21 protein-coding genes, 1 tRNA gene and 1 riboswitch are annotated in these 18,411 nt (G+C 41.2%); of the genes, 5 read left to right on the forward strand and 17 right to left on the reverse strand.

The genetic code is table 11. The annotated features are described in order from the left end of the window. Positions 1-14: 14 nt before the first annotated feature. Positions 15-251, forward strand: coding sequence for a hypothetical protein (locus MK395_RS03590; RefSeq protein WP_158085980.1), 237 nt, complete (start codon positions 15-17; stop codon positions 249-251). Positions 252-294: 43 nt separating this feature from the next. Here the strand turns inward: MK395_RS03590 and rlmD are convergent, their stop codons facing one another. The 10 genes from rlmD to MK395_RS03640 all read right to left on the reverse strand — a co-directional run bounded on the left by rlmD (position 295) and on the right by MK395_RS03640 (position 9,212). Next, positions 295-1,653: a 23S rRNA (uracil(1939)-C(5))-methyltransferase RlmD gene (rlmD, locus tag MK395_RS03595; protein ID WP_268711293.1), complete on the reverse strand. Its 1,359-nt coding sequence runs from the start codon at positions 1,651-1,653 to the stop codon at positions 295-297. Between the two features lie 74 nt (positions 1,654-1,727). Beyond that, entirely contained in the window at positions 1,728-2,702 is a 975-nt protein-coding gene (locus MK395_RS03600; protein ID WP_268711294.1) for a DUF1002 domain-containing protein, read from the reverse strand. 86 nt (positions 2,703-2,788) lie between these two features. After that, complete coding sequence (locus MK395_RS03605; protein ID WP_002893258.1) at positions 2,789-3,391, reverse strand: lysozyme family protein; 603 nt, start codon at positions 3,389-3,391, stop codon at positions 2,789-2,791. Beyond that, positions 3,391-4,365 (reverse strand): nucleoid-associated protein, encoded by a 975-nt coding sequence (locus MK395_RS03610; protein ID WP_223326581.1) that lies wholly within the window; start codon positions 4,363-4,365, stop codon positions 3,391-3,393. The genes MK395_RS03605 and MK395_RS03610 overlap by 1 nt, the downstream gene beginning before the upstream one ends. A gap of 7 nt (positions 4,366-4,372) precedes the next feature. Then, a complete protein-coding gene (gene glyA / locus MK395_RS03615) occupies positions 4,373-5,629 on the reverse strand; it encodes a serine hydroxymethyltransferase (protein WP_268711295.1) in 1,257 nt (418 codons plus the stop codon). Positions 5,630-5,690: 61 nt separating this feature from the next. Further along, positions 5,691-6,122, reverse strand: coding sequence for a GNAT family N-acetyltransferase (locus MK395_RS03620; RefSeq protein WP_217970714.1), 432 nt, complete (start codon positions 6,120-6,122; stop codon positions 5,691-5,693). Position 6,123: 1 nt separating this feature from the next. After that, positions 6,124-6,726 (reverse strand): L-threonylcarbamoyladenylate synthase, encoded by a 603-nt coding sequence (locus MK395_RS03625; RefSeq protein WP_268711296.1) that lies wholly within the window; start codon positions 6,724-6,726, stop codon positions 6,124-6,126. After that, the gene (prmC, locus tag MK395_RS03630) at positions 6,710-7,546 is read right to left on the reverse strand and encodes a peptide chain release factor N(5)-glutamine methyltransferase (protein ID WP_217970712.1); all 837 of its coding nucleotides are present in this window, start codon (positions 7,544-7,546) and stop codon (positions 6,710-6,712) included. The genes MK395_RS03625 and prmC overlap by 17 nt, the downstream gene beginning before the upstream one ends. Continuing rightward, on the reverse strand, positions 7,546-8,625 hold the full coding sequence (gene prfA, locus MK395_RS03635) for a peptide chain release factor 1 (protein WP_001028815.1): 1,080 nt from the start codon (positions 8,623-8,625) through the stop codon (positions 7,546-7,548). Before prfA ends, prmC begins: the two co-directional genes overlap by 1 nt. Next, positions 8,622-9,212, reverse strand: a complete 591-nt coding sequence (locus MK395_RS03640; RefSeq protein WP_217970711.1) for a thymidine kinase — start codon at positions 9,210-9,212, stop codon at positions 8,622-8,624. The genes prfA and MK395_RS03640 overlap by 4 nt, the downstream gene beginning before the upstream one ends. Positions 9,213-9,334: 122 nt before the next feature. On the opposite strand from MK395_RS03640, the gene MK395_RS03645 reads away from it, so the two are divergent. Beyond that, positions 9,335-9,517: a 4-oxalocrotonate tautomerase gene (locus MK395_RS03645; protein WP_001117401.1), complete on the forward strand. Its 183-nt coding sequence runs from the start codon at positions 9,335-9,337 to the stop codon at positions 9,515-9,517. Positions 9,518-9,651: 134 nt separating this feature from the next. Beyond that, complete coding sequence (gene mnmE, locus MK395_RS03650) at positions 9,652-11,025, forward strand: tRNA uridine-5-carboxymethylaminomethyl(34) synthesis GTPase MnmE (RefSeq protein ID WP_217970710.1); 1,374 nt, start codon at positions 9,652-9,654, stop codon at positions 11,023-11,025. 46 nt (positions 11,026-11,071) lie between these two features. On the opposite strand, the gene dapA is transcribed toward mnmE, so the two are convergent. The 4 genes from dapA to MK395_RS03670 form a co-directional block, all read right to left on the reverse strand. Further along, a complete protein-coding gene (gene dapA / locus MK395_RS03655) occupies positions 11,072-12,007 on the reverse strand; it encodes a 4-hydroxy-tetrahydrodipicolinate synthase (RefSeq protein ID WP_000121606.1) in 936 nt (311 codons plus the stop codon). A 55-nt stretch (positions 12,008-12,062) separates the two neighbouring features. Then, positions 12,063-13,139: an aspartate-semialdehyde dehydrogenase gene (locus MK395_RS03660; RefSeq protein ID WP_268711297.1), complete on the reverse strand. Its 1,077-nt coding sequence runs from the start codon at positions 13,137-13,139 to the stop codon at positions 12,063-12,065. A gap of 389 nt (positions 13,140-13,528) precedes the next feature. Continuing rightward, positions 13,529-13,601: transfer RNA gene (locus tag MK395_RS03665), tRNA-Thr, on the reverse strand. Positions 13,602-13,707: 106 nt separating this feature from the next. Beyond that, positions 13,708-14,220 carry a QueT transporter family protein gene (locus tag MK395_RS03670; protein ID WP_000737301.1) on the reverse strand — a complete coding sequence of 171 codons (513 nt, stop codon included), beginning with the start codon at positions 14,218-14,220 and terminating at the stop codon, positions 13,708-13,710. Beyond that, a riboswitch (PreQ1 riboswitch) is annotated at positions 14,218-14,314 on the reverse strand. Its footprint overlaps the gene before it by 3 nt. A gap of 28 nt (positions 14,315-14,342) precedes the next feature. On the opposite strand from MK395_RS03670, the gene MK395_RS03675 reads away from it, so the two are divergent. Both MK395_RS03675 and mscL read left to right on the forward strand, forming a co-directional pair. Next, positions 14,343-14,780, forward strand: coding sequence for a GtrA family protein (locus tag MK395_RS03675; protein WP_268711298.1), 438 nt, complete (start codon positions 14,343-14,345; stop codon positions 14,778-14,780). A gap of 79 nt (positions 14,781-14,859) precedes the next feature. After that, entirely contained in the window at positions 14,860-15,240 is a 381-nt protein-coding gene (gene mscL / locus MK395_RS03680) for a large conductance mechanosensitive channel protein MscL (RefSeq protein WP_000910206.1), read from the forward strand. A gap of 41 nt (positions 15,241-15,281) precedes the next feature. Here mscL and hemH read toward each other — a convergent pair whose 3' ends face one another. From hemH to srtB (MK395_RS03695), 3 genes are all read right to left on the reverse strand, one after another. After that, entirely contained in the window at positions 15,282-16,376 is a 1,095-nt protein-coding gene (hemH, locus tag MK395_RS03685) for a ferrochelatase (RefSeq protein ID WP_268711299.1), read from the reverse strand. Between the two features lie 77 nt (positions 16,377-16,453). Further along, positions 16,454-17,326, reverse strand: a complete 873-nt coding sequence (gene srtB, locus MK395_RS03690) for a class B sortase (protein ID WP_096407300.1) — start codon at positions 17,324-17,326, stop codon at positions 16,454-16,456. Between the two features lie 75 nt (positions 17,327-17,401). After that, positions 17,402-18,400 (reverse strand): class B sortase, encoded by a 999-nt coding sequence (srtB, locus tag MK395_RS03695; protein WP_268711300.1) that lies wholly within the window; start codon positions 18,398-18,400, stop codon positions 17,402-17,404. Positions 18,401-18,411 lie beyond the last annotated feature (11 nt).

The raw sequence follows: 18,411 nt of genomic DNA on the forward strand, positions 1-18,411 counted from the left end.
CAAATTACAAGCAAATGTTTCGAATCACGCTGTTACTTTGTTACTCATTGATTGATACCAATACCATCCCTTTCTACTTTTCGACTGTCTCAGATCGGACGAGCAGAGCTACACAATCAGCGGTTCGGACTTACCGTATCATTTCGTCGGTTTCCCTCCTCATTCTACGAGTCCTATCCCATGGGCGGAGCATCTACTTCTACTTCGCTGATGCCTCAGCTCGTACAAGCAGTGATACCGCCTCAACATGATGCGTCTGTGGGACTCAAAAGGTTTGGGTGAACCTTTTGAGGTTTAACTGCGTTTCACTAACAAACTCACACACTCAACATGGTGCGTTTGAGGAAATAGATCCACCGGCTGGATTTTCTTCAATTCATAGCCCAACTCTTGGTAGAGTTTGATATCACGCGCCATGGTTGCAACATTGCAGGAGATATAGGCAATGCGGTCTGCTCCTGTTTGACTACCTGCCTTGATAAAGCTTTCTGTGAGGCCTTTTCTTGGTGGGTCGACTAGGATAGCGGTTGGTTGGATACCTTCCTTGAGCCAATTCTTCATAGCATTTTCAGCTGTATCACATACATAGTGGGCATTAGTGATGCCATTTATACTAGCATTTTTCTGGCTATTCTCCACGGCTTCTGGAATCACTTCAACACCGTAGACTTCCTTTACATGTTTCGCAACAGACAATCCAATCGTTCCAATTCCTGAGTAAGCATCAATCACCACATCATCTCCTTTTAACTCTGCAAAGTCAATGGCTGTTTGATAGAGTTTCTCAGCCATTTCTGTATTGACCTGATAGAAGGCTGGTCCAGATATTTGGAAGTCATTTCCCAACATTTGGTCGGTAATGTAGTCTTGACCATAAAGTGTTCGCCAGTCCTTACCGAAAATAGCATTGGTATTCTGGTCGTTGATATTTTGCACGACAGAGACAATCTCTGGAAATTGCTTGATTAGTTGTTCGATCAATTGGTCAACACGGAAAACTTTCGGACGAGTGGTTACCAAAATGACCATGATTTGTCCTGAATAGTGCCCACGTCGCACCACAAGATTTCGAATCAAACCAGACTGTTCCTTCTCATCATATGGCTTCAAGTCATATCGACGGAGTAAATCTCGTAGAGCTACTACGACTTGGTCAATGATAGGATCCTGGATAAAGAAATCTTCAAGTGGCATGAGATCATGCGAACTCTTACGGAAAAAGCCAGTTTCCAAGACACCATTCACTCGACGAACGGGAACTTGCGCCTTATTTCGATACTTGACAGGATGTTCCATACCAAGCGTTTCAGCAACCTCTACATCTCTAATACCAGAAATTTTGTAGAGACTGTCTTTGACTTGCTTTGTTTTGAACTTGAGCTGCTCTGGATAGGCAAGGTGCCCCAAGTCAGCTATACCTGAACGTAGATAAGCCAAATCTAGGTCTTGGTTACGATGAGGTGACTGAACAAGGTATTCTTCAACCTTCCCAAAGCCAATCTTTTTATTGACTTTAAGGACACGCATGAGAATTTTCTCAGTTGGTAGAGCATTTTCTACAAAGAAAACCAAACCATCTACCTTTGCAACTCCAGCCCCTTCATGGGTCAAATCAACAATTTCAACTTCTACAATATCATTTTTCTTTAGCATATTTTTCACTTTCTATCGGCCGACAAAAAAAGACGGCAACATTTCTGTTACCATCTATTATATCATGAAATGACCTAAGCACCAAAACTCTTGAAGAAATTGACAATGGCTTGCCAAAGGGAGCTAAAGAAGTTACCCCCGTCTTCTAGCGCTTTATTGGCATCAAAGTTGAGGTTGATATTTTTAAAGCTATCTCCAGCCTGGGATACAATGCTTTCCTTGAGGTCTTTTAGGGTTTTAGTGAAATCAGCATTATTCAATATGTCACTCTTCGAGAGGTTAAGTGCAAAATTGATGATGATGTTGACCTGGTTTCCTGTTATAACCTGATCAAGTTTGTAGTTTTTTAGCGTGTCTTCTACAATTTTGCGGACATCTTCTTCTGTCAGATTGCCTTTGGCTTCTTTTGCCTTTGCAATTCCTGCCTTAATATCTGCCAAAGCCACATTGAGCTTATTGGCATCGTAGCCTGACTTATCCTTGTTTTCAGCATTGATATCGGACAAGGCTTTTAGTTCTTCTTGAGCCAAGTCTTTATTGGCTTGCGGTACTTTAGCACCATTAGCCTCTAACGAGTAGTAAATCCCTGCTAGGGCGCTCTCTCCTGTAACTGGAATGGGGGCTGCAACTGTGATTTTAGCATGCTCCACTCCCAGCGTCACTGCTGCGTTACGGTACATATCCTGCGTCACCTTGGTGATATTTTCAGGCGTTTCAATCTTGACCTCTAGAGGCGACTTATCACCTAACTTTTGAATCTTAGCTGACGAATAGAGCTGTAGGCTAGCATCATTAGCCACATTCATGATTTTCGAATAGATATCAGGTGTCATAGTTTTGATATCTTTGGTGTCTTTTGATGCATCATAGCCAAGTTTGCTAAGAGTTTGATTTTTCTGGTCTTCAGATAGAGAAGAACCTAGAACATATTCAGGTTGTACATAGGTTTCATCGATTACTTTTTGAACATCAGTTGCTGCGTGGACGCTCGTCATAGCTGTTGCGGCCCACAATATTGCAGCACTTGTTAGAAAGAATTTCTTTCTCATGGGGTATTCCCTCCTTTACCTTTCTAGGGTAATAAAACAATCTTAAAAAAAGCTTATAGTGAAAAACACCTGGTCAAACCAGATGTTTAGAAGAAATTAAAGAATTTCATAATATAGAGATTAAAGCGAACCTGTCTCGAGTAGTAATAATTTCCACCATTTTCATAGAGTTCGGCACCGTGAAAGATAGAAATAGGGTTAATATAGGTGTAGGTCTTCCCTGTAGTATTACCAAGAATTGGAGCGACCGTTTCTCGGGAGTAACGTTTGGCTAGGGCCAAAGTATTTTCCTTACCATTCTGAGCAATAAAGTCGATATAGGCAGGTCCAAAATTATAGGCTTGAACGGCGGTCCAGACATCTACTCCTTTGCTCTGTGCCAAATAGAGGTTATCTGTTAGTGTCTGTATCCCTTGGCGAATACTAGAAGCATCGTCTTTGATAGTATTGGTAGCGCCACTAGCAGACTCACTAGACTGCATGACATCTCGCTCTTTACCCTTCGTTTCGGTATAAATCATGGCGAGCACCAACTCTTCATTGGCTGGAGTATCTCTTTCGCTCAAGATTTCTCGCACCATGGGTTGGTAGGTCATGACTTGTTTAACATCCTGATGGATATGATAAGCTTTGTATCCTGCAAAAAGGAAGACTGCTAGCACAAGCACTCTTCTTATAAATTTAAACATTATTTACTTTGAATATCCTCGATATTTTTGATTAAGATAGAATAGGTTCCATTGTCATTTTGGATAAACTCGACCGATTCCGCATCTTGATAGACGTTATTGGGAACGATGAGCTCAATTCCATTTGACAAGGAAAGTTTTTGGTTTTCAAATTTCTTTAATTGGCGACTGGCATCAATTTCATCAAACTGGACTGGTTCTGGTACGGCTTCCTTGACTTGATCAATAAAGCTCAAACGAGCTGTCAGATTGTTATCAAAAAGGTCATTAGCCAATTTTTCAGGTGACAGTTCATTGCTTTCTTCCAGATTGTTGAAAATCGCTGATTTGACCTTGGATTGAAATTGAAAATCATCTGTGTTAAAAGTCTCAGCAATTCTCTGAGCCGTTTTTTCCAGTTCCTTGATGGATTTCTTTGGTGAAATCTTAGGTGCAACGCTTAAGAGATTATCTGAAAAATAATTCAAGAAAGTCCCATTGTACTTGATACGTTTTTCGATGAGGTGGTACTTGCGACTCTGTAGATTAACCACCAAGGCCTCGTCGGCTCCCGTTCCAAATCCAGGAAGGTTATTCTGAGTCAGCTTGATTGGGTTATCAACTTCTCCACCAAGGTGAGTCAAGGTCTCACGTAGAGCAATTCGCAAGAAAGCGAAATGTTCAACGCCTTCTTTAGAAAACTGAACAAAAACCAAGTCATTGGTCTTGAGATTTTCAGAAATGCTAAACTCCTCTTTCCAGAGATTAGCCAGTGTTACTGATGTCTCCAACAAATCATCTGTGATGTGATTGAAGAAGGGATTTTCTTCTTCGAAAATCCCAGTCTTAGCTTCATCTGAATACACGCGTTCTATTTTTTTACGTAGGTATTCCTCGATTTTTGGAGTGATATTGAGAAATTTATCCGCTAGAAACAGCTCGGTATCATCTGGGCTGAACTGATGGATAATAGCTTTCTTAATATAAATGTCCATAAAAGTATTAGTCCTCGTATAGTGGGAAGGCATCTGTCAACGCTTTGACTTCACTTCTCACTTCTTCTAAGACAGCTTCATTTTCTGCATTCTTAAGGGTTTTAATGATGAGTTCAGCTACTTTACGGCTTTCTTCTTCACCAAATCCACGTGCAGTGATGGCTGCTGCTCCGATACGAATCCCACTTGTTTTGAATGGTGACAAGGTTTCGTATGGAATTGAGTTTTTATTTAGGGTAATATTAACTTCATCCAGCAAGTTTTGAGCAACTTTTCCGTTTTCTACAACCTTAGTCACATCCACTAGGAAGAGGTGATTTTCAGTACCACCTGAGATGATACGGAAATCAGGGTCTTGCAAGAAGACTTCAACCATAGCCTTGCTGTTTTTGATGACATTAGCAGCATATTCCTTAAAGGCTGGGTCCAAAACTTCTTTGAAGGAAACCGCCTTAGCCGCCACAACATGCTCCAAAGGACCACCCTGAATACCAGGGAAAATAGCTGAGTTGATTTTCTTAGCTAGGTCCTCATCATTTGTCAAAATCAAACCACCACGCGGTCCACGAAGAGTTTTGTGGGTCGTTGTTGTAGTGATATGAGCGTATGGCACTGGGCTTGGGTGAAGACCAGCTGCAACCAAACCAGCGATATGGGCCATATCGACCATGAGCTTAGCACCAACAGCATCTGCGATTTCACGGAATTTTGAGAAGTCAATAATTTGAGAATAGGCTGAAGCACCCGCTACGATTAGTTTTGGTTTTACTTCTTGGGCTTGTTTCAAGATAGCATCAAAGTCCAAGAGTTCTGTTTCAGGATCCACACTATAAGAAACAAAGTTGTAGGTTTGACCAGAGAAGCTAACTGGAGCTCCGTGGGTCAAGTGTCCACCTGCTGCCAAATCCATCCCCATAACGGTATCACCTGGCTCAATCAAGGCCATGTAAGCCGCACAGTTGGCTTGGCTTCCTGAGTGAGGTTGGACATTGGCGAATTTAGCACCGAAAATTTCTTTTGCACGTTCAATAGCTAAAGTTTCTACCACGTCTACTACATCAGTTCCACCATAATAACGGCGTCCTGGGTAACCCTCGGCATATTTGTTTGTCAAGATAGACCCTTGAGCTGCCATAACAGCCTTGGAAACAACGTTTTCCGAAGCAATCAACTCGATATTGTTTTGTTGGCGTTCTTCTTCTTTGGCAATAGCATTCCATAGATCAGCATCGTAGGCTTTATAATCATCTTTGTCAAAAATCATAGGTCTTCTCCTTTATAGTGTGACTGGTCCTTTAGTTTGTTTTTACAAGAAAGAAAATAAACTAAAAGATGCGAATAAACCGTTTCTGCACTTTATCACAAGTATAACCAACTTTTTCATAAAATGCATGAGCACCCAGACGGTGATCGGCAGAATTTAAGCGGATAAACTCATAACCCCGTCTTTTTGCTTCTTGATCCAACCCTTGCAACAAGGATTTACCGATACCTCGCCCTTGTGCTTGAGGTGAAACCGCTAAGCCTAAGATATTAAATCCTGCTTTGGAATAAAGGGATTCATAAACTTCAGCATGGACATATCCAAGTAGGACATGGCTGGCTGCATCCTCATAGCCAAGTAGGAAATGATGGGAATCCTGAGATAGTCTAGCTAGTTGACTAGCTGTGTCCTCCGGACTAAAAGAATAGCCCAAAGCCTCTTGGTTAATCTCACATATAGCATTCACATCTGTTTCTTGCAAATCTCTTAGCATCTCATTCCTCCTCAAAAGAAATCTCTGGCAACCGAGCAAGAATATCTTCTCGTTTAATTGCGCCTTGGCGCAAGATTTTCACCTTGTCTCCAGACAAATCCAAAATAGTCGAATCCTGTCCAGTTAGAAAAGCGTCGTCCTCCAAACCCAGAACCTCTTGGTCAAAATCCTCTAGAATTTGAGCAAAGGTCACTCCACTTGCCTGACCTGAAATATTGGCAGACGGCCCAATCAAAGGACCTGTCTCTCGAATCAAATCAAGTGTAATGGGGTGACTCGGCATCCGAAATCCCACCGTTGAAAGACCAGAGTTGACCCAATAGGGAACTCGGTCATTGGCTTCGAGGATAATGGTCAAGGGACCCGGTAAAAAGGCCTCTACAATTTTTTCTAGATAAGTTGGCTGATTCTTTGAAAAGTGCAAGATGTCATCTAGAGAAGCGACATTAAGATTGAGCGCCTTTTCTCTAGGACGACGTTTGAGTTGGTAAACATGGTCGACAGCTTTTTCGTCTAAGGCCTTAGCAAAGAGACCATAAACTGTCTCTGTAGGCAAAACAACAGCTCCGCCCTTTTCTAACTCTTGTCTAATCCTGTCCATCATCAACTACAACCATCCTATCTTGACCAAATTGGTCCTTGAGTGTTCGTACCCGTTTTTCAGGAAGATGTTTCCTAAAAAGCGCAGGAACACTTTGACCTTGCTTGTATCCAATTTCAAGGTAAATCTTACCACCATCTGCGAGATAGTCTTTTGCATCTTCCGCAATTCTGCGATAAATAGCTAGGCCATCCTCATCTGCAAAGAGAGCTAGATGAGGTTCTGAATGCAAAACATTCAAACCAACCTCTGACTCATCTTTACGAGAGATATAGGGTGGATTGGATACAATTATATCATATTTTTCAGAAATTTCTGCAAAACAATCAGATTTTTTAAAAAATATATTAAGATTTTGATTTCTAGCATTCTCTGATGCAAGCTCTAAGGAGTCTTGGGAAATATCTGCTGCTGTCACTGACCAATCTGGTCTGTTTTTAGCTAATCCAAGAGCTATGGCGCCACTTCCAGTCCCGATATCTAGGACCTTAAGATTTTCCTCAGGATTTTCGGCCAGGATAAGCTCCACCAACTCTTCTGTTTCTGGACGAGGAATCAAAACCCGCTCATCTACTTTTAACTGCATCCCAAAGAAATCTGCGTGACCAATGATATACTGAGCTGGTTTATGAGACGCTAACTGCTGGAAAATTTCTTCTACAAATTGTGTTTCTTCCTCTGTTACCTCTTGCTGGAGGGCAAAGACAAAGTCTGTAAAAGAGAGATTTTTTAAGCTACGATAGACAAAAGAGAGGCTTTCTGCTTCCTCTCCTTGTCTTATCAACTCTTCTTCAAAATCTGAAAATAATTGAGCTAATTTCATTATTTGTTTAATTCTTCTAATTTTTGTGTTTGGTCATAAAGCACCAAGGCATCCACAACTTCATCCAATTTACCAGACAAAATCGTATCTAGTTTTTGGAGGGTCAAGCCAATACGGTGGTCTGTGACACGGTTTTGTGGGAAATTGTAAGTACGGATACGTTCTGAACGGTCACCAGTACCAATAGTAGACTTACGCTCAGCGTCTTGTTCATCCTGAGCAATCTGAGCAAAGTGGTCAGCAACACGGGCACGAATAATCTTCATAGCTTTCTCACGGTTCTTCTGCTGGGTACGTTCTTCCTGCATTTCAACCTTGATATTGGTTGGCAAGTGAACGATACGAACGGCAGTCGCAACCTTATTGACGTTCTGTCCACCAGCACCAGATGCGTGGTAGATATCAACACGAAGGTCTTTTGGATCGATATCGTATTCTACTTCTTCGACTTCAGGCATAACAAGAACTGTGGCAGTTGAGGTATGAACACGACCTTGGCTTTCTGTCACGGGGACACGCTGCACACGGTGGGCACCTGATTCGTACTTAAGCTTAGAATATACAGATTGACCCGAAACCATAGCAACCACTTCTTTGAAACCACCGACACCATTCATAGAAGCCTCCATGACTTCAAAGCGCCAGCCTTGGGCTTCAGCATACTTTTGGTACATAGTTAGAAGGTCTCCGGCGAAAAGTGCCGCTTCGTCACCACCAGCCGCTCCACGAATTTCAAGAATGATATTCTTGTCATCATTAGGATCTTTTGGAAGAAGCAAGATTTTTAATTTTTCTTCGTATTCTTCTTTTTCAGCCTTGGCATCTTTGAGCTCTTGCTTGGCCATTTCTTCCAAGTCCGCATCTCCGCCTGATTCCTTAATCATCTCCTCAGCATCAACGATGTTTTGAAGAACTTGTTTGTACTCACGGTAGGCAGTTACCGTATCACGAGTAGAAGCCTCTTCTTTCGAAAGCTCCATGAAACGCTTGGTATCTGAGACGACATCTGGGTCACTCAGCAATTCTCCTAATTCTTCATAACGGTCTTCTACAGCTTGTAGTTGATCATAGATGTTCATTTTTCTTCATTCTCCTTATTGATTTCAGGTGCAAAATAATGTTTACGGCAGACTGAGATATAAGTTTCATTTCCACCGATCTGAATTTGTTCGCCATCATAGACTGGCACACCATCGTGCGTACGCAACACCATAGTCGCCTTTTTCTTACAGTACTGACAGATGGTCTTTATCTCATCGATTTTATCTGCTAAAAGCAAGAGATATTTGGAACCTTCGAACAATTCATTGCGAAAGTCATTCTTCAAACCAAAAGCCATGACAGGTATGTTTAACTCATCAACAACACGAGCTAGGTCGTAAACATGGTGACGCTTGAGAAATTGAGCCTCATCGACCAACACACAGTAAGGTTTTTCAGGTAAATCTCGGATATAGCCGAAGATATCCGTCGTTTCCTCAATCGCAATGGCTGGGCGTTTCATGCCGATTCGACTCGACACATAGCCAACACCGTCACGCGTATCTAGAGCAGAAGTCATAATCACAACTCCCTTTCCTTGCTCCTCATAGTTATAGGCCACCTTGAGAATCTCAATCGTCTTACCAGAGTTCATGGTCCCATAACGATAATACAACTGTGCCATGCTTCTAATTCACGTCCATTTCTAAATTTTTGCTACATTCTAGTATATCATAATTTTCTGAAGCTTTAAACGACAAATTGTGGTAAAATAGAAGAAATCAAAAACTAGTGGAGGAAGCTATTATGCCATTTGTACGCATCGATTTATTTGAAGGTCGCACGCTCGAGCAAAAGAAAGCTCTTGCTAAGGAAGTAACGGAAGCTGTTGTCCGTAACACTGGAGCACCTCAATCAGCCGTTCATGTCATTATCAACGACATGCCAGAAGGAACTTACTTCCCACAAGGGGAAATGCGCACCAAATAAACTAGCTTAAGCAGAATTGCTTAGGCTTTTTCAATCTCCAAGTAGCTTCCATTGAAGAAATAACCTAAATTTGTTACAATTTGAAGAGATGTTTGGATACATATCCTAAGAAAAGAAATACAAAAGGAATTAGTATGATTACACGTGAATTTGATACCATCGCTGCTATCTCTACTCCACTAGGTGAAGGAGCCATTGGTATTGTCCGTTTGAGCGGAACAGATAGTTTTGCTATTGCGCAAAAGATTTTTAAAGGCAAAGACTTAAGCAAGGTTGCCAGCCATACTCTTAACTACGGTCACATCGTTGATCCTCAAACTGGTAAGGTCATGGACGAGGTTATGGTTGGGGCTATGAAGTCTCCAAAGACCTTCACTCGTGAAGATATTATCGAGATTAACACCCACGGTGGGATTGCGGTGACTAACGAAATTCTCCAGCTAGCTATCCGTGAAGGAGCTCGATTGGCAGAACCTGGTGAATTTACCAAGCGTGCCTTTCTAAACGGTCGTGTGGACTTGACTCAGGCTGAGGCGGTGATGGATATCATTCGTGCCAAGACAGACAAGGCCATGAATATTGCAGTCAAACAATTGGATGGTTCTCTTTCTGAACTCATTAATAATACTCGTCAGGAAATTCTCAATACCTTGGCCCAAGTAGAGGTCAATATCGACTATCCTGAGTATGACGATGTTGAGGAAGCCACTACTGCTGTCGTCCGCGAGAAGACTATGGAGTTTGAGCAGTTGCTTACCAATCTCCTTCGAACAGCCCGTCGCGGTAAAATCCTCCGTGAGGGAATTTCAACTGCCATCATCGGACGCCCCAACGTTGGAAAATCCAGCCTCCTCAACAACCTGTTGCGTGAAGAAAAGGCCATCGTAACAGACATCGCTGGTACTACTCGAGATGTTATCGAAGAATACGTCAACATTAACGGGGTTCCTCTCAAATTGATTGATACAGCTGGTATCCGGGATACAGATGATATCGTGGAACAAATCGGTGTCGAACGTTCTAGAAAAGCCCTCAAGGAAGCTGACTTGGTACTACTAGTACTAAATGCCAGTGAACCACTGACCGCCCAAGATCGCCAACTCTTAGAAATCAGCCAAGATACCAACCGCATTATTCTACTTAATAAAACGGATCTTCCTGAAGCGATTGAAACTTCGGAACTACCAGAAGATATCATCCGTATTTCAGTTCTTAAAAATCAAAACATTGATAAAATCGAAGAGCGTATTAACGACCTCTTCTTTGAAAATGCTGGCTTGGTTGAGCAAGATGCTACTTACTTGTCAAATGCCCGTCATATTTCCTTGATTGAAAAGGCCGTTGAAAGCCTACAAGCTGTTAACCAAGGTCTGGAACTGGGGATGCCAGTTGATTTGCTTCAAGTTGACTTGACTCGTACTTGGGAAATTCTCGGAGAAATCACAGGTGATGCAGCTCCTGATGAACTCATCACCCAACTCTTTAGCCAATTCTGTTTAGGAAAATAAGAAAAATCCATGATCATTCATTCGGTCATGGATTTTATTGTCTTTATTAGTAATCTGGTCTTAAAACACCAGTTACAGTTGCCTTAGTTGCTTCGTAGTCGCCATCTACGACAACTTTGATAATGCGTTTGGCATCTTCTTCTGGTGCTGGAACTAGAGGTAATCGAGTTGGTCCAGCTTCAAATCCCATGTAGTTCAAAACTGCCTTAACAGGAGCAGGACTTGGATAAGAGAAGAGAGCATTGACCTTAGGAATGAATTTACGCTGAATAGCTGCAGCTTTCTTCATGTCGCTTTCTGCAATGGCAGTGAACATTTCGTGCATTTCGTCCCCATTTGTATGAGAGGCAACAGAAATAACCCCATCTGCACCAAGGTTCATGGCATGGAAGGCATCTCCATCTTCACCTGTATAAATCAAGAACTCTTCTGGCTTGTGCTCAATCAAGTAAGCCATATTAGCCAAGCTAGTACATTCTTTGACACCAATGATATTTGGATGGTCAGCCAAACGAAGCATGGTTTCTGGAGTTAATTCGACAACCACACGTCCTGGAATGTTATAAATGATAATAGGTAAATCTGATGCATCCGCAATAGCTTTAAAGTGCTGGTACATCCCTTCTTGAGAAGGTTTGTTGTAGTACGGTACGATAGCAAGTCCAGCAGCGAAGCCACCAAATTCTGCGACTTCTTTGACAAATTCGATCGAGTCACGTGTATCATTGGTACCTACACCCGCAATCAAAGGAACACGTCCATTGACAATCTTTTGTACAGCCGCAAAGAGTTCCAACTCCTCATCGTGGGTCAAGGTTGGACTCTCGGCTGTCGTCCCTGCAAGAAGAATGCCGTCAGTATGATGGGCCAACAGATGCTCAATCAAGGCTGGAATGGCATCAAAGTTGATGGAACCATCCTCATGGAAAGGGGTAATAAAGGCTGTGATGATTTTACACTCTTTTAAATCTTGATAAGACATGAGAATACCTCTCTATTTCAAAGAAGGAGTTCATCTGAACTCCTAAACGATATGACTATTTTAATTCAAATTTCAACTCAGCTGTTGGACGAACCAATCCACGTTCGTGAAGAGTTTCTGCGATTTGAACTGAGTTCCAAGCAGCACCTTTGAGAAGGTTATCTGAAACAACCCACATGTGGATTCCTTTTTCAGCATCCAAGTCTTTACGGATACGACCAACAAAGGTATCACGTGAACCAACAGCATTGATAGCTTGCGGATAGATTTGATGCGCTACGTCATCTTCAAGAACAGCACCTGGGAAGGCTGCGATAGATGCTTTCACTTCTTCGATTGGAGCCACTTCTTTTGTTTCGATATAAACTGACTCAGAGTGAGCTGACAAGACTGGAATACGCACACAGGTTGCAGACACTGCGATGCTATCATCTTCCATGATTTTCTTCGTTTCCTTAGTCATCTTCATCTCTTCATAAGTGTAATCATTGTCAGTAAAGACATCGATTTGTGGAAGAGCGTTAAAGGCGATAGGATAGTGTTTCTTGTCACCACCTGAAGGTAAGATTTCCGCACGCAAATCACGCGGATTCACACCGTCATTCAAGACTTCACGAAGTTCACGTTGTGTTTCAAGGATGGCTCCCATACCAGCACCTGAGACCGCTTGGTAAGTTGAAACGATGATACGGTCCAAGCCCCATTTTTGACGAACAGGCTCAAGAGCCACCATCATTTGGATTGTTGAACAGTTAGGGCAGGCAATGATTCCGTTGTGGGCATCAAGTGCGTGAGCATTGACCTCTGGGACAACCAATGGTACGTCTGGATTTTGACGGAAATAAGATGTGTTATCTACTACTACCGCTCCAGCTTGAACTGCGTATGGTGCATACTTAGCTGATGTCGATCCACCTGCTGAGAAGAGTGCAATATCAACACCCTCAAAAGCTGTCTCAGTCGTTTCTTCAATCGTAATATCTTGGTCCTTAAATTTCAAAGTCTTGCCTGCTGAACGTACAGAAGCAAGGTAACGAATTTTATCGATTGGAAGTGTTGATTCTTCCAACATTTTTATCATCTGAGCTCCGACAGCACCTGTCGCGCCGACTACAGCAACTGTATATCCCATAAATAACCTCTTTCGGAATTTTCTAAAAATTTCTATAATAGATGTATTATACTACTTTTTCCAGAAATTGAAAAGCATTTTGGGGTTATATTTTCTGAAAACTAAAAATCCCTAGTCATTGACCAGGGACTAAGAGGCATCTTCATGTGATGAGCAGGTTCACACAACTCATCAAGGTCCGCTCCTGCGTTATGACCTCCTTATGCTCAATAGCAGTCCGAAGACTACCTATCGACTCATCGCATCTACTATTCTACTAGATAGAGTCACTTTTGTCAACAGCCAAAACGCTTTGCTTCATTTATACAGGTGCATAAGAAATATCTTTGAAAAATTTGGGGCAGACATAACAAAAACCCTTGTAAATAAGGGTTTTTCTATCTATTTAATGCTAATTGCCGGGATTGAACCGGCGACCTCATCCTTACCATGGATGCGCTCTGCCAACTGAGCTAAATCAGCTTACCTAAAAAGTATACTATAGTTCTATGTTCTTGTCAAGCGCTCTCTTTTAATTTTATGGAATGAAAAAAAGCTAGATTTAGCAATAATCTAGCTTATAAACTTCTTATTTTGTTAGATCGATTCGCTGTCCTAGTTTACCAATCAAAATCGCTCCTACGATAAGTGATGCAAACTCACCAATTCCAGTAGAGAACCATGTGAAGAAGAAGGGAGCTTCTGTCAAAATATGAAGTTCAGCTGCAATGGTAATCATTGAAATGGAGAAGAGGATTGAAAAGAAGAAATGATCTTTTCGAATCAATCCGTTAAAGAGGTAATCTTTGCTGTATTTTGCAAAGAGCCATACCCCTAGACTAAGGAAAACTAGGGTAGAACCTCCACCGACAAAGACATCTATTAGGCCAAAACTACTAAATAAATTAGCAATCATACATCCAATTGTCACACCAAAAATGTATTTAGGGTTATAAAATGCCAAGAAATTCAGCATTTCTGAAATACGGAACTGATACGCCCCAAAACTAAGAACATTGATTGGTGGCGTAATAGTCAAAACTACATAGATCGCAGCAACGATAGCAATATCTGCCATGTCGCGAACAGTTAATTTTTTCATGTTTTCTCCTTTAGCGGTTTCCCGCGTAAAATATGCTTGGTGAAAGAAGCTAAGCACCAAGGGTTGATTGAATCAACCTTACCAGTATAGCACAATATATGACTTTATGCTATACTAAAATCATGAAAAAACTAATAAGAGCTTTCTTTGATAACGAGATTCTCTCCTACCTATTTTTCGGTGGCGCTACTACTTTGGTTTCTATTGTATCTCGTTTACTTATTTACCATATCAGCCACCAGGAAATCCTTGCAACTGCCCTCGCTAATATTATCGGGATTCTCTTTGCCTTTCTCACAAATGATACAATTGTCTTTAAACAAGAGAGAAGGAATTGGCCAACCCGCCTGGCTAAGTTTTTCTTAGCTCGTCTTTCAATACTTGGTCTTGACGTTCTTTTAACTTATATCTTTGTTACAACCTTTCCTGATATTATTGGCCAGTTTGTCGAATTTAATATAGATAGGGTTAATACGATTGAAACTATCCTAGCACAAATTTTGATCATCATTTTAAACTATATTTTTAGTAAAATCTATATTTTTAAAGGGAACAACTGACCACTTTGAGCGTTCAAGTTGCTTTTTGTCACAATTTAGTATATAATAAATTAGAAAATTAGGAAAGGAATTTATGAAAATGTTAAAGGATCTTAAAGAATTCTTGCTTCGTGGTAATGTCGTTGACCTTGCTGTCGGTGTAATCATTGCCTCTGCATTTGGTGCTATCGTTACTTCATTTGTTAATGATATCATCACTCCACTTCTATTGAACCCAGCTTTGGAAGCTGCGAAAGTACAAAACATCGCTGAGCTTGCATGGAATGGTGTTACATATGGTAAATTCTTGAGTGCTATTATCAACTTTCTCGTTGTAGGTACTGTGCTTTTCTTCGTTATTAAAGCTATGGAAAAAGCTCAAAACCTTCGTAAGAAAGAGGAAGTGGTTGAGGAAGCACCTGCTGCTCCAACTGAACTTGAAGTTCTTCAAGAAATCAAAGCTCTTCTTGAGAAAAAATAAAACAGATAAAGGATCTAGCTTAAAGCTAAATCCTTTTTTCTTTACTCTTTTGGTAACTTCCCCGCCTTTTCGAGCATTTTCTTAATTAAGTACGGCATCTTCACATTTTCACGGCCTTTTTTCTCAATGAGCTTTTTGACAAATTCTGGCATCTGAAGGTCGTCTGTCTCCTCCATAATGTCCTTGCTAGTTGCTGAAGGCGCTAACTCATCGAAGGTTTCTTCTTCTGGGAGAAAAGCTTTAAATTCCTTGTTTTCATTGGCTCTTACAGTAGCAACTAAAGCGTCAATTAAACGGCTATCCGTATTGGGCATAGGTGGACGATGGTAGGTGACGCCTAATTCCTGACACAACTCATAACATTCCACATCATTATCAAAAAGAACTTCGATATGTTCACTGATAAAGCTAATCGGGACAAAAATATAATGCTCTGGATGTTGCTTTTGTTCTCGTAAATATTCTAAGACATCTGGCTTGATCCAAGGAATTCCAATATCGCTTTCGCTCTGCCAAGTATTGGTATACTGGTCGGCTGTTAGGCCGAGTTGTTCAGCAATGAGCTTGCTATTATCGAAAATCTGATCAATATATGGATCTCCATAGTCTAAGGCAAAAATGGGAACACTGTGGGCTGAAAAGATTACCTTGAAAGACTCTTCTCCCACATGATTTCGTAAAATTTTGCTAATCTCATCTGTCCAGAAGTCCAGCAAAGGCTGTTGTTGATACCAGTCCTTAATGACTAAAAATCGGATTTTCTGACTTTCCAGAAACTTTTCATACCCCATGACTGAGTAAAAAGAATAATGAGGTTCCAAAATCAAGCAGATACATTCTTCAACACCATCAGCTTCCATCTGCTTGATCACGTCTGGGATAAAGGGACGAGAAAATTTGTTGGCAAAGTAGATCCCATACTCCTCACCCAATCGTTCTCTAACTAGAGCGACCTCTTCTCGCGTAATCCGCTGCAAGGGCGTCCCACCGATAAGGACATAGTTGTCATAGAGAGTCTGAATCTCGTGGTCTTGGGGTCTAACACCACGACGAATGTTTGTAAAAAATTCTGCTACTCCTTCAAAACTAATCTCTTCCGGAGATCCAAAGGTCATCATTAATATAGCTTTTTTCATGTTATCATCCTTATGTTATTATTTTCACTATCTATTCTATCATGAAAGAAAAAAATAGTAAACGCTTCCGACGTCTACTATTTCTTTTGTTCTTTTGTTTTTCTATCTCGTCTCATGATTAGGATGATAACGACAAGGAGTAAAATAACGATAATCAGGAGGAGAAAGGCAAGGATATAAATCCAATGACTGGGAATTCCGTGATCGAAATACCGTGTTCCTACAGCTTCTCCACTTTTATCTTGAGCTGCTTTTGCTGGCGTATCCGTTATTTTAGCTAAGAGGATATGTCTTCCGTTGGTAATGTTAAGGAAACAGGTGCTTAACAAAACAATCTTGTCCGTTGAGGTCAAGGAGACATCTCGCTTGTACTTGGCTTTACTTAGCAGATATTGATAGTAGGCCTGGTGTTCCTCATCGTTGGAACTCAAAGTTCGGTAAATCTCCGTGTCATAGGCATCTACTTCTAAAATCCCAAAAATCTCCAGACCACATTCACGACCATTGTAGTAGATAGAGCCATAGCGATGCTTTTCAAAAAAATCTTGATCCGCAAATTTTTGAATCTCCCCAAACATAGCACCAGAAGCCATGGAGTGACCATAAATGATGGTGTTAAAGTCAGTAAAGTTGGGATTAAAACGATAGTCTAGGAATATAGAACCTGACACAGTATAATCGCCAAAAGCATTGCGGTCAAGGTATTTGACATTGTCCTGACTCTGCAAGAGGGGATAGTCTACCTTTGTCCCATCAAGGCTAATCCAACCACAAACATCCTTGTTGAGGTGCTGCAGGGTTTCAAAGCCCGTACTGCTGGCATCCTTTTCAATGGGATTATAATGATCGTAGTCACTCGCAAGAACTCTATCAGCTGTAAAAAGACAGAAAAAAGCTAGAAAAAGGGATAGAATGACCTTTATGGTTTTGTGACTCGTACTTGTTTTCATATTTCCTTCTTTCTCCTTTCTAGCCTTGAAAATAAAAGAGCAAGAGAGGCTGTCCCTTTCTCTTTTATTAGTAGTTTAGTCAGTAATGGTATCTGCTCCTTCTTTTGCTTCTCTTCTACGACGCAAGATCAAGTAGAGGATGATGAGCAAGAAGATCAATAGCAAGAGCAAGATAAACAAGATGATGTACCATATCCACAAAGGAATCGATGAGAGAAATCGTCCGAGCGATGAATCATCAAAGACACTGTAAGGGAATGGTTTTGATTTTTTCGTATGGAAGGTGTTCTTTGGAACCGTATCCGTAATCTTGGCAACTACGATATGTCTCCCATTTGTTACGTCTAGGAAACAGGTACTGAGAAGGATGATATGGTCATTTGGCCCCAGTGTAATGTCTCGTTTGTGAATGGCAACTGAGAGTAAGTGATCGATATATTCTTGACGCCGATCATCCCCATTAATACCTGGATCGTAGATGTTAAAGTCATAGGCGTCTACCTCAAGCATCTCAAAGATCTCAAGACCTTTTTCAACACCATTATAGTAAATACTGCCGTAGCGATGCTGGTCAAAAAATTCCTTATCAGAAAACTTTGCTACATCTCCAAACATAACCCCATTTTCTACATGGTGACCGTAGATGATGGTATTAAAGTCTTCGAACTTGGATTCATTTCGAGCCTCAAGGAAAATAGCCCCTGTAGCTGCAAATTCACCCTTGGAATCCTTGTTCAGGTATTTTTCATTGTCTTTGGCTTGGACTAAGGGATAGTCGATATTGGTGCCATAGACATTGATCCAACCGAGAACCTCTGGATTGACTTGCTGTAGCTTGTGAAAGCCAGAAAAACTAGCAAGCTCATCCTTCTCACTGGTACTAAAAGGTCTATAAGCCTCATACTCACTTGATGAAGCCTGAGAATAGACCTGATTGGCATCCCAAAGGGCGTAGAAACCAAAGAGAAAGACTAAGGCTGCCAAGAGGAGCAGGATATGATTCATCAATGCATCTACAGCAAGGACCAGACGCCTAGACAAACTCCTTTTTGGTTTCTCACGCTTGATTTTCATCGGTCAAACCA

The organism is Streptococcus oralis (assembly GCF_026782085.1).
GTDB lineage: Bacteria > Bacillota > Bacilli > Lactobacillales > Streptococcaceae > Streptococcus > Streptococcus oralis_DA.

Bases quoted from the DNA above. Each gene is read 5' to 3' on its own strand.
- MK395_RS03645 (WP_001117401.1), top strand. From the start codon at position 9,335: ATGCCATTTGTACGCATCGATTTATTTGAAGGTCGCACGCTCGAGCAA.
- MK395_RS03610 (WP_223326581.1), bottom strand. From the start codon at position 4,365: ATGGACATTTATATTAAGAAAGCTATTATCCATCAGTTCAGCCCAGAT.
- MK395_RS03660 (WP_268711297.1), bottom strand. From the start codon at position 13,139: ATGGGATATACAGTTGCTGTAGTCGGCGCGACAGGTGCTGTCGGAGCT.
- MK395_RS03590 (WP_158085980.1), top strand. From the start codon at position 15: ATGTTTCGAATCACGCTGTTACTTTGTTACTCATTGATTGATACCAAT.
- MK395_RS03600 (WP_268711294.1), bottom strand. From the start codon at position 2,702: ATGAGAAAGAAATTCTTTCTAACAAGTGCTGCAATATTGTGGGCCGCA.
- rlmD (WP_268711293.1), bottom strand. From the start codon at position 1,653: ATGCTAAAGAAAAATGATATTGTAGAAGTTGAAATTGTTGATTTGACC.
- prfA (WP_001028815.1), bottom strand. From the start codon at position 8,625: ATGAACATCTATGATCAACTACAAGCTGTAGAAGACCGTTATGAAGAA.
- MK395_RS03620 (WP_217970714.1), bottom strand. From the start codon at position 6,122: ATGCTAAGAGATTTGCAAGAAACAGATGTGAATGCTATATGTGAGATT.
- srtB (WP_268711300.1), bottom strand. From the start codon at position 18,400: ATGAAAATCAAGCGTGAGAAACCAAAAAGGAGTTTGTCTAGGCGTCTG.
- hemH (WP_268711299.1), bottom strand. From the start codon at position 16,376: ATGAAAAAAGCTATATTAATGATGACCTTTGGATCTCCGGAAGAGATT.
- MK395_RS03625 (WP_268711296.1), bottom strand. From the start codon at position 6,726: ATGATGGACAGGATTAGACAAGAGTTAGAAAAGGGCGGAGCTGTTGTT.
- MK395_RS03605 (WP_002893258.1), bottom strand. From the start codon at position 3,391: ATGTTTAAATTTATAAGAAGAGTGCTTGTGCTAGCAGTCTTCCTTTTT.
- mnmE (WP_217970710.1), top strand. From the start codon at position 9,652: ATGATTACACGTGAATTTGATACCATCGCTGCTATCTCTACTCCACTA.
- prmC (WP_217970712.1), bottom strand. From the start codon at position 7,546: ATGAAATTAGCTCAATTATTTTCAGATTTTGAAGAAGAGTTGATAAGA.
- srtB (WP_096407300.1), bottom strand. From the start codon at position 17,326: ATGAAAACAAGTACGAGTCACAAAACCATAAAGGTCATTCTATCCCTT.
- dapA (WP_000121606.1), bottom strand. From the start codon at position 12,007: ATGTCTTATCAAGATTTAAAAGAGTGTAAAATCATCACAGCCTTTATT.
- MK395_RS03670 (WP_000737301.1), bottom strand. From the start codon at position 14,220: ATGAAAAAATTAACTGTTCGCGACATGGCAGATATTGCTATCGTTGCT.
- glyA (WP_268711295.1), bottom strand. From the start codon at position 5,629: ATGATTTTTGACAAAGATGATTATAAAGCCTACGATGCTGATCTATGG.
- MK395_RS03675 (WP_268711298.1), top strand. From the start codon at position 14,343: ATGAAAAAACTAATAAGAGCTTTCTTTGATAACGAGATTCTCTCCTAC.
- mscL (WP_000910206.1), top strand. From the start codon at position 14,860: ATGTTAAAGGATCTTAAAGAATTCTTGCTTCGTGGTAATGTCGTTGAC.
- MK395_RS03640 (WP_217970711.1), bottom strand. From the start codon at position 9,212: ATGGCACAGTTGTATTATCGTTATGGGACCATGAACTCTGGTAAGACG.